Origin of the sequence: Rhizobium sp. PDO1-076 (assembly GCF_000247475.1) — a bacterium.
Taxonomy (GTDB): Bacteria; Pseudomonadota; Alphaproteobacteria; order Rhizobiales; family Rhizobiaceae; genus Allorhizobium.
In genome coordinates this window covers 23,469-36,663 of the sequence record NZ_AHZC01000430.1, presented here as the reverse complement: position 1 = coordinate 36,663, position 13,195 = coordinate 23,469, and the positions used below count along the sequence as shown (strand labels likewise).

At 60.7% G+C, this 13,195-nt stretch carries 12 protein-coding genes; 7 read left to right on the top strand and 5 right to left on the bottom strand.

Going from position 1 to position 13,195, the window contains the following annotated elements:
• Positions 1 to 45: 45 nt before the first annotated feature.
• A complete protein-coding gene (locus tag PDO_RS25085) occupies positions 46 to 327 on the bottom strand; it encodes an accessory factor UbiK family protein (RefSeq protein ID WP_007608409.1) in 282 nt (93 codons plus the stop codon).
• Positions 328 to 519: 192 nt separating this feature from the next.
• Here PDO_RS25085 and lgt point away from each other — a divergent pair, with 192 nt between their 5' ends.
• The 7 genes from lgt (at position 520) to PDO_RS25050 (ending at position 7,603) form a co-directional block, all read left to right on the top strand.
• A complete protein-coding gene (lgt, locus tag PDO_RS25080) occupies positions 520 to 1,380 on the top strand; it encodes a prolipoprotein diacylglyceryl transferase (protein WP_037075466.1) in 861 nt (286 codons plus the stop codon).
• A 13-nt stretch (positions 1,381 to 1,393) separates the two neighbouring features.
• A complete protein-coding gene (locus tag PDO_RS25075) occupies positions 1,394 to 2,494 on the top strand; it encodes a class I SAM-dependent methyltransferase (RefSeq protein WP_007608398.1) in 1,101 nt (366 codons plus the stop codon).
• 134 nt (positions 2,495 to 2,628) lie between these two features.
• Positions 2,629 to 3,423 carry a peptidoglycan editing factor PgeF gene (gene pgeF / locus PDO_RS25070; protein ID WP_007608397.1) on the top strand — a complete coding sequence of 265 codons (795 nt, stop codon included), beginning with the start codon at positions 2,629 to 2,631 and terminating at the stop codon, positions 3,421 to 3,423.
• A 1-nt stretch (position 3,424) separates the two neighbouring features.
• The gene (locus PDO_RS25065; protein WP_007608396.1) at positions 3,425 to 4,576 is read left to right on the top strand and encodes a M24 family metallopeptidase; all 1,152 of its coding nucleotides are present in this window, start codon (positions 3,425 to 3,427) and stop codon (positions 4,574 to 4,576) included.
• A gap of 92 nt (positions 4,577 to 4,668) precedes the next feature.
• A complete protein-coding gene (locus PDO_RS25060) occupies positions 4,669 to 5,469 on the top strand; it encodes a hypothetical protein (protein ID WP_007608395.1) in 801 nt (266 codons plus the stop codon).
• A 160-nt stretch (positions 5,470 to 5,629) separates the two neighbouring features.
• Complete coding sequence (locus tag PDO_RS25055) at positions 5,630 to 6,562, top strand: ribose-phosphate pyrophosphokinase (RefSeq protein WP_007608394.1); 933 nt, start codon at positions 5,630 to 5,632, stop codon at positions 6,560 to 6,562.
• 186 nt (positions 6,563 to 6,748) lie between these two features.
• A complete protein-coding gene (locus PDO_RS25050) occupies positions 6,749 to 7,603 on the top strand; it encodes a hypothetical protein (RefSeq protein ID WP_007608393.1) in 855 nt (284 codons plus the stop codon).
• Between the two features lie 29 nt (positions 7,604 to 7,632).
• On the opposite strand, the gene PDO_RS25045 is transcribed toward PDO_RS25050, so the two are convergent.
• The 4 genes from PDO_RS25045 to PDO_RS25030 all read right to left on the bottom strand — a co-directional run bounded on the left by PDO_RS25045 (position 7,633) and on the right by PDO_RS25030 (position 12,940).
• Positions 7,633 to 8,004: a DUF779 domain-containing protein gene (locus PDO_RS25045; protein ID WP_007608392.1), complete on the bottom strand. Its 372-nt coding sequence runs from the start codon at positions 8,002 to 8,004 to the stop codon at positions 7,633 to 7,635.
• Positions 8,005 to 8,102: 98 nt separating this feature from the next.
• Positions 8,103 to 9,617: an aldehyde dehydrogenase gene (adh, locus tag PDO_RS25040; protein ID WP_007608386.1), complete on the bottom strand. Its 1,515-nt coding sequence runs from the start codon at positions 9,615 to 9,617 to the stop codon at positions 8,103 to 8,105.
• Between the two features lie 135 nt (positions 9,618 to 9,752).
• The gene (locus PDO_RS25035; RefSeq protein ID WP_007608366.1) at positions 9,753 to 10,709 is read right to left on the bottom strand and encodes a helix-turn-helix domain-containing protein; all 957 of its coding nucleotides are present in this window, start codon (positions 10,707 to 10,709) and stop codon (positions 9,753 to 9,755) included.
• 146 nt (positions 10,710 to 10,855) lie between these two features.
• On the bottom strand, positions 10,856 to 12,940 hold the full coding sequence (locus PDO_RS25030; protein WP_007608364.1) for a putative bifunctional diguanylate cyclase/phosphodiesterase: 2,085 nt from the start codon (positions 12,938 to 12,940) through the stop codon (positions 10,856 to 10,858).
• Positions 12,941 to 13,195 lie beyond the last annotated feature (255 nt).

The window sequence follows — 13,195 nt, the reverse complement described above, 5'->3', positions numbered from 1 at the left end:
TGGGCATCCTTGGAAAACAAGTATTTGAACCGGCTTACCGGAAACTTAGACTGCCGGCTTGCTCGCCTTACCCGGCTTATTCGCAAGTTGCGCTTCGAGCGCCTCGATCCGCTTCTGCAGCAGATCGTTTTCCTCGCGTGCCTTCAGCGCCATCTCGCGCACGACGTCGAATTCCTCGCGCTTCACCAGATCCATGCTGTTCATCCAGCGCTCGGCCTGGGCATGAAACGCGGTTTCGACTTCCCGGCGCACGCCTTGCGCGGCACCGGCGGCGTCCGTCATCAGTTTGGCAAATTCATCCATGATACGGTTCGGCCCGGTCGACATGGCATGGCTCCTCTTCAATCAAGATCCGTTGGGGATCACCCCGTTGAAGATGAGGTAGGCATTCGGCCGGGAGCTTGCAAGAAGTTTCGAAGTGATAAAGGTGGTTGACGGTGTCACAGGGGCACGCGATTCCATCTTGACCGGCTCATTTAGCAACGCCATTTTCGCCCTGCATAAACGAAAGAAAGCCATTTGTTGTCAGTCCTGGAACTTTTCGCCGTCGTGACCTTCCCCGCGATCGATCCGATCGCCTTCTCGGTCGGCCCTTTGGCGGTCCACTGGTATGGACTGGCCTATGTCGTCGGCATTCTTCTCGGCTGGCTCGTCGCCCGTGATCTGCTGCGCCGGCCGCAGCTCTGGCCAAACGGCCAACCGCCGGTCACGATCCAGCAGGTAGACGACTTCATCCTCTGGGCGGCCATCGGCATCGTTGCCGGCGGACGTCTGGGCTACATTCTGTTCTACGATTTCGCCTCCGTTGCCGCCAATCCGATGCGCGCGATCGAGGTCTGGAATGGCGGAATGTCCTTCCATGGCGGCTTTCTGGGTGCCACGCTCGCCATGGTCCTCTTTGCCCGCAAGCACACAATCCCGCTCTGGAGCCTGTTCGACCTGGTCGCCAGCGTCGCCCCGCTCGGGCTGTTTTTCGGCCGGATCGCCAATTTCATCAATGGCGAGCTCTGGGGCCGTCCGGCTGATGTCGCCTGGGCCATGGCCTTTCCGACCGGCGGCCCTTTCCCGCGTCACCCAAGCCAGTTGTATGAAGCAGCCCTTGAAGGGCTTCTGTTGTTCGTTGTGCTGCAGGTGCTGGCACGCGTCTTCAAGTCCTTGCGAAACCCTGGCCGCATTACCGGCGTCTTTGTCGTTCTCTATGCAGCGGCCCGCATCTTCGTCGAGTTCTTCCGTGAGCCCGACGCGCAGATCGGCTACCTCTTCGGTGGCTGGCTGACCATGGGCATGGTCCTGTCGCTGCCGATGGCTGCCATCGGCATCTGGGTGATCGTGTGGTCTGGTCGGGCCGCCGTTGGCGCCAATCGGACGGAACGAGGCTGAGGAGGTCATGCGAATGCCCACACCGCTCGCCGAAAAAATCAAGGCTCTGATCCTCGCCAATGGCCCGATCAGCATCACCGACTATTTCGCCCTCTGCCTTGCCGATCCCGAGCATGGCTACTATCGCACCCGCCATCCTTTCGGCCGCGCCGGCGATTTCATCACGGCCCCGGAAATCAGCCAGCTCTTCGGTGAGATGCTCGGCATCTTCATGATCAGCACCTGGCAACACCACGGCGAGCCTCAGGATGTTCGGCTGGTCGAAATCGGCCCTGGCCGTGGCACGATGATGGCCGACATGCTGCGCGTCATTGCCCGCGTCGCACCCGGGCTTTATGAAACCGCGACGGTGCATCTGGTCGAAACCAGCGCCTTGCTCAAGCTGACGCAGATGGAAACCCTCTCCTCGCACGGCGAAAAGGTATCCTGGCACGAAAGCTTCGAGGGTTTGCCGGCTGGCTTCACCCTGCTTGCAGCCAACGAACTGTTCGACGCAATCCCGATCCGCCAGTTCGTCAAGACACCGACCGGTTTTCGCGAGCGCATGGTCAGCCTCGACGATCATGACGACCTCTGCTTCACCACCGGTGTGGCGACGCTCGACGCGGCACTGCTGCCCCAACAAATGGAGCCCCCCGAGGACGGGGCAATCTACGAAGTGGCCCCAGCACGCCAGTCCGTAATGCTGACCATCTGTGAACGCCTGCGGCAGTATCATGGAACGGCTCTGGTCATCGACTATGGCCACATGGTCAGCAATTTCGGCGACACGTTGCAGGCTGTGCGTGCCCACGAATACGATCCGCCACTCGCCCACCCCGGCCTCGCAGACCTGACCAGCCACGTCGATTTCGAAAATCTCGCCCGGACCTCCCTGTCCGCAGGTGTCCATCTGAACGGCTGTATGCATCAGGGCGACTTTCTGGTCGCGCTCGGCATCGAGGAGCGCGCCGCCGCCCTTGGGCGCGGCAAGGACGAGCGGACCCAGGCCGATATTGTCGACGCCGTGCGGCGTCTGGCAGGCTCCGGCAACGGCTATATGGGCGAACTTTTCAAGGTCATGGCGGTGTCCAGTCCCGCCGTGCATGTTGCCCCGTTCAAGGTCAAGCATTGACTTGACCGGCCTCCATTGACACCATCGCGCCGAAAATATCGCCTGGGGAACACCTGAAAGACGAATGAATTCAGTTGTTTTCACGCATGAGCGAATCAGGCGCCGGAGGACGCATCGATGCCGGAGACAAAAACATGAGCGACACCTCGTCGCCGCAACCGATCATCGGCGCGCGGCTTCAACAGGCGGCGGCCTCCGGTATCCGCCACGGTTTCTTCACCCGTTCCGGCGGCGTGTCGGATGGCATCTATCGCGGATTGAACGTCGGTCTCGGCTCGAATGACGAGCCGCAAAATGTCGAGGAGAACCGGCGCCGCGTCAGTGCCTGGTTCGGACAGCCGCTTGATCGGCTGGCCACGGCCCATCAGGTCCACTCGCCGGACGTCGTGACGGTCGGTGCAGACTATGATGGCAGCCGTCCGAAAGCGGATGCTCAGGTAACGGCAACGCCCGGCATCGTGCTTGGCGTCCTGACCGCCGATTGCGGCCCGATCCTGTTTGCCGATCCTGAAAACCGCGTCATTGGTGCGGCCCATGCCGGCTGGAAAGGCGCCCTGACAGGCGTGCTCGAAAATACGATCGAGGCGATGATTGCGCTCGGGGCCTGCCGCCAGTCCATCCACGCCACGCTCGGGCCGTCGATCAGCGGCGCCAATTACGAGGTGGGGCCGGAATTCGTCGACCGCTTCGCCAACGAAGATCCTGCCTTCACCGCGTTCTTCACGCCCTCGGCAAAACTGGGCCACGCGATGTTTGACCTGCCGGGCCTGACCTTGATGCGGCTCGCGAAGGCCGGCATCGAGGTCGACACGCTCGGCCTCTGCACCTATGCCGATCCTGACGCCTTCTATTCGTACCGCCGCACCACCCATGCCGGAGAACCGGACTACGGCCGACAGATTTCCGCAATCGCGATATTGGAGGACTGACATGGCACTGCACTTCACCGAGAGCGAATATGCGACCCGCCTGTCGCGTCTGACCGCCCGCATGGCGGAGCAGAAGCTCGATGCGGTTTTGCTCTTTGCCCAGGAAAGCATGTATTGGCTGACCGGCTACGACACCTTCGGCTACTGCTTCTTCCAGTGCCTCGTGGTCAGGGCTGATGGCAGTATGACACTGCTGACGCGGTCAGCCGACCTGCGTCAGGCAAAGCACACCTCGACAATTCAGAACATTGTCATCTGGGTCGATCGCGTCAACGCCGATCCGACCGCAGACCTGCGTGGACTGCTCAGCGACATGGATCTGCTCGGCACGCGAATCGGCATCGAATATGACACGCATGGCATGACCGGCCGCGTTGCCCGGCTGCTTGACAACCAGATGACCAATTTCTGCGAAATCGCCGACATCTCCTATCTCGTCAGTGAATTACGGCTGATCAAGAGCCCGGCCGAGATTGCCTTTGCAACTCGCGCCGCCGAACTCGCCGATGATGCCCTCGACGCCGCCCTGCCGCTGATCAGCGCCGGCGCGGATGAGGCAGACATACTGGCTGCGATGCTAGGAGCCGTGTTCAGCGGCGGCGGCGACTATCCGGCCAATGAATTCATCATCGGATCGGGTCCGGATGCGCTGCTGTGCCGATACAAGTCCGGGCGCCGCAAGCTGTCCGAGACCGACCAGTTGACCCTGGAATGGGCGGGTGCCGCCGCACACTACCATGCGGCCATGATGCGCACCGTGATCGTCGGTGAACCCAGCACGCGGCACCGCGAACTGTACGCCGCCTGCCAAGAGACCATCAAGGCGATCGAGGGCGTGCTGCGTCCGGGCAACACGTTCGGCGACGTCTTCGACACGCACGCCCGCATTCTCGACGACCGTAGCCTGACCCGGCACCGCTTGAATGCCTGCGGCTATTCGCTGGGCGCCCGCTTCTCGCCCTCCTGGATGGAACACCAGATGTTCCACGCCGGCAATGCGCAGCCGATATTGCCGGACATGACCCTGTTCGTGCACATGATCATCATGGACAGCGAGCGCGAAACGGCGATGACGCTCGGTCATACCTATCTGACCACCGAGGATGCGCCACGCGCCCTCTCCCGCCATCCACTCGAGCTGATCATCCGCTGAGGCGAGAAGCGATCACCGTCTGTTCAGAAAATTGACAGTAAATTGCTGCTACAAGCATACAAACAGGAGTGACTGGGAAGGATCGGCGATAGATGAGACGTTCCGTACGGCTGGCATCAATACTCGTCCTGCTCCTGCAGCTTGGCGCCTGTAACAGTACCGAAGTCCTGACGCCCCCCGTCGATGTCGGCGATGGCAGCCAGGGCGGCGGCGACATCGGGCAAACATCCGCGGCACCGCTTGGAGCGGTCGCCACCCAGGGCGTCCAGAGCGCCCCTCTCGACCAACCCGGCTATCAGTATCACCGCTCTCCGCAGAACACGCTGGAGGCTCAGGCGGCCGCTTTGAGCCAGGGCAACAATCCGACAGCCTCCGCTCCGCTCGACGGAGGCGCATACGATACCGATCGGACAAGCCAGGCCTTTCCGCAGCAACCACAGGCGCAGGCGGCGCAACAACAACAGCAACAGCCGGCCGCCCAGCAGACACAACAGGCCTCCCTCGCACCGGCCGGCGCGACGACCGCGCGCGGAACAATCCGTTTCCTGCCCATCATCGGCGCCCCGGTTCAGGCCGTGACGCCCCTGTCGCGCCAACTGGGTGCCGAAGCGCGCGCCCATGGCCTGACCATCAAGAGCGCCAATGATCCGGCCAGCGAACATATCCTGAAGGGCTATTTTTCCGCCTTTGCCGACGGCAGCAATGTGACGATCGTCTATGTCTGGGACATACTGGACGCCAGCGGCGGCCGGCTTCATCGCATTCAGGGTCAGGAAAGCCTGCCTTCGGGCGCAAAAGATCCGTGGGCTTCCGTTCCCGCATCGGTCATGCAGCAGATCGCCACTAAGAGCGTGGCGCAATATGTGGCATGGAAAAACGCGCAGACCGGTTAGACCTTGGATTTCAACCCGTCAAAGTTGCCTTATTCACCCTATCCAGAGTTAACTCACCCCGAATTGACGAAAAAGCGGGTGAACACCGCCTAGCCTATTGCATTCAGGGGCAAGGACGGTAAAAAGCGCGCATCTCAAGGCATATAACAGGCGGGCCACGATGAAGGTTTTCGCAGGTAATTCGAACCGGCAGCTGGCCGAAGCGATCTGCTCCTATATCAATGTTCCACTCGGCAAGGCCAGCGTCCGCCGTTTCGCAGACCAGGAAATCTTCGTCGAAATCCAGGAAAACGTGCGTGGCGAGGACGTGTTCGTCGTACAATCGACGTCGTTTCCGACAAACGACCACCTGATGGAACTGCTGATCATGATCGACGCCATGCGGCGTTCGTCTGCACGGCGCATCACCGCGGTGCTTCCGTATTTCGGCTATGCCCGTCAGGATCGCAAACCGGGACCGCGCACGCCGATTTCGGCCAAGCTCGTGGCAAACCTGATCACCGAGGCTGGAGCAGACCGCGTCCTGACGCTTGATCTGCATGCCGGACAGATCCAGGGCTTCTTCGATATTCCGACGGACAATCTTTACGCCGTGCCGCTTCTGGCGCGCGACATCAAGGAGCATTACGACCAGAACAACGTCATGGTCGTATCGCCAGACGTCGGCGGCGTGGTTCGCGCCCGCTCATTGGCCAAACGCCTCGACTGTCTGCTGGCGATCGTCGACAAGCGCCGCGATCGTCCGGGTGAGTCCGAAGTCATGAACGTCATCGGCGACGTGGCCGGCAAGGACTGCATCCTGATCGACGACATCGTCGACAGCGGCGGCACTCTCTGCAATGCCGCCGAAGCCCTGCTAAAGCATGGCGCGACCAGCGTGACCGCCTATATCACCCACGGCGTTCTGTCTGGCGGCGCTGTCACCCGCGTTGCGTCATCGAAACTGCGCGAACTGGTGATCACCGATTCCATTCAGCCCACCACGGCCGTTCAGTCGGCACACAACATTCGTGTGCTCTCGACCGCCAGCCTGCTCGGCGAAGCCATCAACCGCACCAGCGCGGAAGAGTCGGTTTCCAGCCTCTTCGACTGATATTCGGCAATGCAGTGCAATGCGTCGCATTTAGACGCATTGCACTGGAATATTTAGCTTATTTTTCTAGTTATATTGCAAAACGTCATTCCTTGACGCAATTCCATTAAAACAGATCGGCTATCATGTTGAGTGATTGCTGCGTCTGCGCATGCATCGAATTACTCTCACCCGGCCATCCATTCCATGTCTCTGACAGTCGAATTGCTGCTCCAGAATGCCGATCTGCACGAGGCAATTCGCGATCAGTCCAAAGCCCTGCTCGAAATCAACGCTGTGGCGCCCAAGCTTGCAGCGGTTTTTGGCACGCAACAACGCTGGCTTCTGGCGCATCTCGCCATGTCGATCTACTTCAACGAAGCGGCACGCGGCGCGCCCGAACCGGCAATCGTCATGGCGCGCTTCTTCGAGCAGGTGAAAAGCCACAGCATTTCCAGCGTCAACACTGCCGATGCCTTCGTCAAGGAAATGCTGGTCTACGGCATCGCGGAACAGATCGCCACCGCCGACAAGCGCAACCGCCCGGTACGGCCAGCAGCCCAGACGGTTGCAGCGGTTGGCCAGTGGATGTGGATCCATCTGGCAACGCTCGACCGGCTCGATGGCGGCCACCGTCAGGCGGCCTACAAAGACGACCCGACGCTGATCAATCGCCTGCATCCAGAAATAACGGCGAATTTTCTCGTTTCGCCGGAAATCCGCACGCCGCCGCAGACATTCACCCTGTTCACTTGGCTGAACAATGGCGGCATCGTGATGGACTGGCTGCTGGCAGGCATCGAACCGGCGGACGCGTCGGTCGAGCGTGTCGCGACGCAAGTCAGGTCCGTGCCGCAGATGGCCGAAACATTCCGCCTGTCGCGCACGCATCTCACTCGCAAGCTGCGCGAAGCCGAAGCGATCGGCAGTATCGGCTGGGAAGGCACCCGCGGACGGTCGGTCATGTGGGTCTCGAAGGAATTCCGCCGTGAATACGCGGAATCGCAATCGGCCAAGCTGGCGATCATCGACGCTGCCTGCGAAACCTTCGGCATTCGCTGACCGGGCGCACTCGCTCCTTGCAGACTCGGTCAGCGCACCGGCAGCGGACACGCCTCGCCACCGGAAAACAGCCGTGACCGCGTCAGGAACCGGCGCTCACGACCATTGTCGAGGGAAAACATGCCCCCTCGCCCCGGCACGACGTCGATGATCAGTTGTGTGTGCTTCCAGACATCGTACTGGCTGCCGCTGATATAGAACGGCACCCCGCCGATCTCGCCGAGCTTTACATCCGTCTCACCGACCCGATAGTCGCTTGCCGGATAACACATCGGCGAAGAGCCGTCGCAGCATCCGCCGGACTGGTGGAATAGGATGTCGGGATGGTCTTTCCGGATTTCGGCGAGAAAGGCGAGTGCCGCCTCGGTCGCGATGACGCGGGGTTCGTTTCCTGTCGACATTGAAGCCTCCTGATCGAATGACTGCCCTCCCCCTGGCGAACCAGGGAGAGGGCTAAGCGGCATCGGCGGAGACGCCGCCTCGGGGGAGGATCCGATGATCAGAAGAAGCCGAGCGCCTTCGGGCTGTACGAAACCAGCATGTTCTTGGTCTGCTGGTAGTGGTCGAGCATCATCTTGTGGGTCTCGCGACCGATGCCCGACTGCTTGTAGCCGCCGAAAGCCGCATGCGCCGGATAGGCATGGTAACAATTGGTCCACACCCGACCGGCCTGGATATTGCGGCCGAAATTGTAGCAACGATTGGCATCGCGGCTCCACACACCGGACCCGAGGCCGTAAAGCGTGTCATTGGCGATCTCAAGCGCTTCGGCATCGTCCTTGAAAGTCGTGACCGAGACAACCGGCCCGAAGATTTCCTCCTGGAAGACCCGCATCTTGTTGTGGCCCTTGAAGACCGTCGGCTTGACATAGTAGCCGCCGGCCAGATCGCCCGCGAGGTTGTTGCGCTCCCCGCCGATCAGCACTTCGGCACCCTCCTGCCGGCCGATATCCATATAGGACAGGATCTTTTCCAGCTGTTCCGAGGAAGCCTGCGCTCCGATCATCGTCGACATATCGAGCGGATCGCCCTGGCGGATGGCGGCGACCCGCTTCAGTGCCTTCTCCATGAACCGGTCGTAGATCTTCTCATGCACCAGAGCGCGGCTCGGGCATGTGCAAACCTCACCCTGGTTGAGCGCGAACATCGCAAAACCTTCCAGCGCCTTGTCGAGATAGTCGTCGTCCTCGCGCATCACGTCTTCGAAGAAAATGTTCGGCGACTTGCCGCCCAGTTCCAGCGTCACCGGAATGAGGTTCTGGCTGGCATATTGCATGATCAGGCGACCGGTCGAGGTCTCGCCGGTAAAGGCGATCTTGGCGATCCGCGGGCTGGTGGCGAGCGGCTTGCCGGCTTCCAGACCAAAACCGTTGACAATGTTGAGCACGCCCGGTGGCAGGAGATCGCCGACAAGTTCGATCCAGACGAGGATCGAGGCCGGCGTCTGCTCGGCCGGCTTCAGCACGACGCAGTTTCCAGCAGCCAGTGCCGGCGCCATCTTCCAGGCCGCCATCAGGATCGGGAAGTTCCACGGAATGATCTGGCCGACAACCCCGAGCGGTTCATGGAAGTGATAGGCGATCGTGTCGTGATCGACTTCGCCGATCGTGCCTTCCTGAGCGCGGATGCACGACGCAAAGTAGCGGAAATGGTCGATGGCGAGCGGAATGTCGGCGGCCATGGTCTCGCGCAAGGGCTTGCCATTGTCCCAGGTCTCGGCCTTGGCCAGAAGCTCGAGATTGTCCTCCATCCGCTGGGCGATCTTCATCAGGATGTTGGAGCGTTCCGTCGACGAGGTGCGTCCCCACTTGTCTTTCGCGGCATGCGCGGCGTCGAGCGCCAGATTGATGTCATGTTCGTCGGACCGCGCAACATCGCAAAGCTTGCCCCCGGTGACCGGCGTGGTGTTCTCGAAGTACCGACCGTTGACCGGCTCGCGAAATTCGCCGCCGATGAAGTTGCCGTATTTCAGCTTGAATGGCGACGCGGCAATCTTCTGGACCTGAATATTCATGTCTTATCCTCCCTGTGAACAGGCCCCTCCTCGGGCCAGTAGGAAGATGATTGACGCGATTGGCGTTGGCGTGAAGCCCACCTGGACCGTGCCGCACCGCACTCTGTTTCAGGAATGCGACACTGCTGCCAATCTCTATTGCGCCTGGAAGCGCTTCAGCTTCCGGTGCAGCGTCGCACGGCTGATACCAAGGATCTGGGCCGCCTGAGAGACATTACCCTGGGTGCGCGACAGCACGCGGCGCAGCGCCGCGCGCTCGGCATCATCGAGATCGCTGCCACCATCGCCGCGCGCCTCGCGCAGCACGTCAGCCGCCGGCATGCCTTGCGAAATCAGCTGATCATCAAGCTTCAGCGCCACTCGCGCTGCTTTGGTTGCGCCGAGAATAAGGTCGTCGCTATCAACCGCGATCAGAGCCGAAATAGAATTGGCCTGCGGCACGACGACGATCCGTGCGCCAGGAAATGCCTGCCGGAAGAGATTGGTTTCGACCCGGGCGGCCGCATCCTTCACGGCCTGCGACAGCACGGCCAGTGTCATGTCGTTCACGTCGTTGCGGCAGGTCGAGACATCGAGCGCTGCCATGACCCGGCCAAGATGGTCGCGGATCGGCGCTGTCGCGCAGGAAAGTCCGATATTGGCACTCATGAAATGCTGGTCGCGGTGGATAACCACCGAGCGTTCGTCCACCAGCGCAGTACCGATGCCGTTGGTCCCGACGCTCGCCTCGCTCCAGACATTCTGTTGCCAGAGACCGAGCGAGCGAAACTCGGTGTCATCGCCCGGCGCACCACGTCGATCGACCACGATCCCGTCGGCATCGGCCAGAATGATGCAACAACCGGAGCGTCCAATCATCTGGTAAAGCCGGTCAACCTCGTCGGTCGAGCTGCCGATCAGCCGTTCCATGCGCCGATGCGCCTCGCGGAAGGCGATATCGTCCACCTGAACCGGTTTTCGCGCCTCTTCCGGCGCAAGGCGATAAAGATTGAGGCAGCGGCTCCAGGACGCTGCGACCGGCGACGTCACGGCCGCAGAGGCTTTTTGCGCCGTCGAGTAGACGAGTGCCGAATGGCTGGTATCTTGTCGCATCGGCTCCTCCCAAAGCATGATGCAGTTATGCCTGTGCATTCCACATGTTTCAATGAGACGAAAGAAATACAAGCATCCGAACATGTAGATCCAGAAAACTGGCGCAGATATGCGACAGATCTACAGATGCAATGGCCAGGCAGCTGTCAGGCAGCAAGTCCGGGCTTGCCCGGAACGGCGGACGATCCGGCGTCCGCTTCAATCTCCCGTACAAGATTGACCACATCGCTCAGCGCGGACAGCGGAACCGGCCGGCCGTAGAAATACCCTTGCACCTGCTCGCAACCCTCGGCCTGAAGGAACCGGACATGCGCCTCGCTTTCCACGCCTTCTGCCAGAACAGGAATGTCGAGACTGGCGGCAAGGATCAGCGTCGACCGCACGATCGCCGCTGATTGCCGGCTGCTGGCCACGCCGTCGATGAAGCCGCGATCGATCTTGATCTTGTCGAACGGAAACAGTTGCAGCGTCGAAAGCGACGAGTAGCCCGTTCCGTAGTCGTCCATCGCAATCTTCACGCCGATCGCCTTCAGTTGACGGATGATCTGCAGCGCATGTTGCTGATCGGCGATGATGCCGGATTCGGTGATTTCCAGCTCCAGCCTTTCCGCCGGCAAGCCGCTTTCCTCGAGAATCTCGCGCACCCGCTCGGGCAGCCTGATATCGGCGAGCTGCTTCGGCGCGACATTGACCGCGATCCTCAGCGGATTGCTCCATTTCACCGCCGCGAGGCAGGATTGGCGCAGGACCCAGTCGCCAAGTTCGAGGATGAAACCGCTGCGCTCGGCAATCGGAATGAATTCGCTTGGCGAGACGAGGCCGCGCACCGGATGGTTCCAGCGCAAAAGTACCTCCAGACCGATCACGTCGCCGGTCGCGGTGTCGTTCTGGCGCTGATAATACAGTTCAAACTCGCCACGCAGGAAGCCGCTGCGCATATCCATCGCCAGCGCATTGCGCTCGCGCGCCGCAAGATCCATCGAGCGGTCGTAGAAGCAGACATTGTTCGATCCGATCGCCTTGGCCCGGTACATGGCGATATCGGATTGCGCCATCAGGTCATCAATGCTCTCGGCACTCTCGGGATACATCGTGACGCCGATGCTGGTTCCGATCGACAGGGTCTCGCCCACCCACTCGACCGGAGCACCGAGATCCTGGATGACCTTTTCGGCAAACTGCTGTGCGTCCGCCTTGGTGTAGAGCCGCGACGATACGGCGACGAATTCGTCTCCGCCGATGCGGGCGACAAACTCACCTTCACGCAAACGGGCACTGAGCCGCTCGCCAACCGCCCGCAGAACCTGATCCCCGGCCGCATGGCCATGTACGTCGTTGATTTCCTTGAAGCGGTCGAGGTCGAACGAAAACACGTAGATGCGCTCGCTGTGTGCCGATGGCATATCGATCATATGCGTCAGACGCTCGATAAACGCCGCGCGGTTCGGCAAGCCGGTGAGCGCATCGTGCAACGACAGCTGGCGATAACGCTCGACAGCCAATTTCGACGATTGCCTGTCGATCGCATAGGATGTGGCGCCAATCGTCATGATCATTAGGGTCACGACCACCACGACGACCGTCAGAATGCTTTCCGGCAACACGTCATACGGCAATTGCGCCTGCATGTTCGGCACGACAGTTAGCGCTGTCATGCCGAGAAAATGGGTGGAGGCGATGGCAAGAAGCAAGGCCACACCGCCGCCCAGGCGACAAAAGCGCGTCAACGGCCGCGACGCACGGTTTGTTGCGATCGCCCCGAAAAGCGCCCCGCAAATCAGCGACATCACCACATAGCTCCGGTCCCATTCGAGGTGACCCTGAACCTGATAGCCGCTCATGCCGACATAATGCATGGCCGCGATGCCGAGACCGACAAGGCCGCCGCCCGCCTCGATGGCCAGGCTGCGCTGGGCGATGCCGGCAATGGCAAATCCAATACCTGTGATGCTGACGGCAAGAATGAGCGACATCAGCGTCCGCTGCGGCTCGTAACCGGTCACGACCCCGGCTTCGTAACCCATCATCGCAACGAAATGCGTGGTCCATATCGAACAACCACCGATCACGCTGGTCAGCGAGATCCAGCTCGCCCGGGCCATGCCGCGCGTACCACGGATACGACCGAACAGCCGCATCGTGAGAAAGGCACCACAGATGCATATTCCAACCGCGGCGGCCAATGAGACGGGATCATGATCAACGACAATGCAATTCACGAGTTTCAGCATCAAATGGGACCGTGTGTAAAATCTTGCGCATCACCCAATTAGCAGTCGTCAATTTCCAAATGCTTGGCAAAGATAGTTAGCGAGATCGCTACGCTGGCGGAAATCGCGATAAATCCGAAGTTAATCGCCAAGAACCCTTGCCGGCCAACGGTATTGTTGCAACGAAACTTGCTATTCGGGGGGGACTGGTTTATAGCGCCCCCGTCCGCGTAGACACCCTTGGAGGCAACGCGGATGAGGCCGTCAAACGCCTCC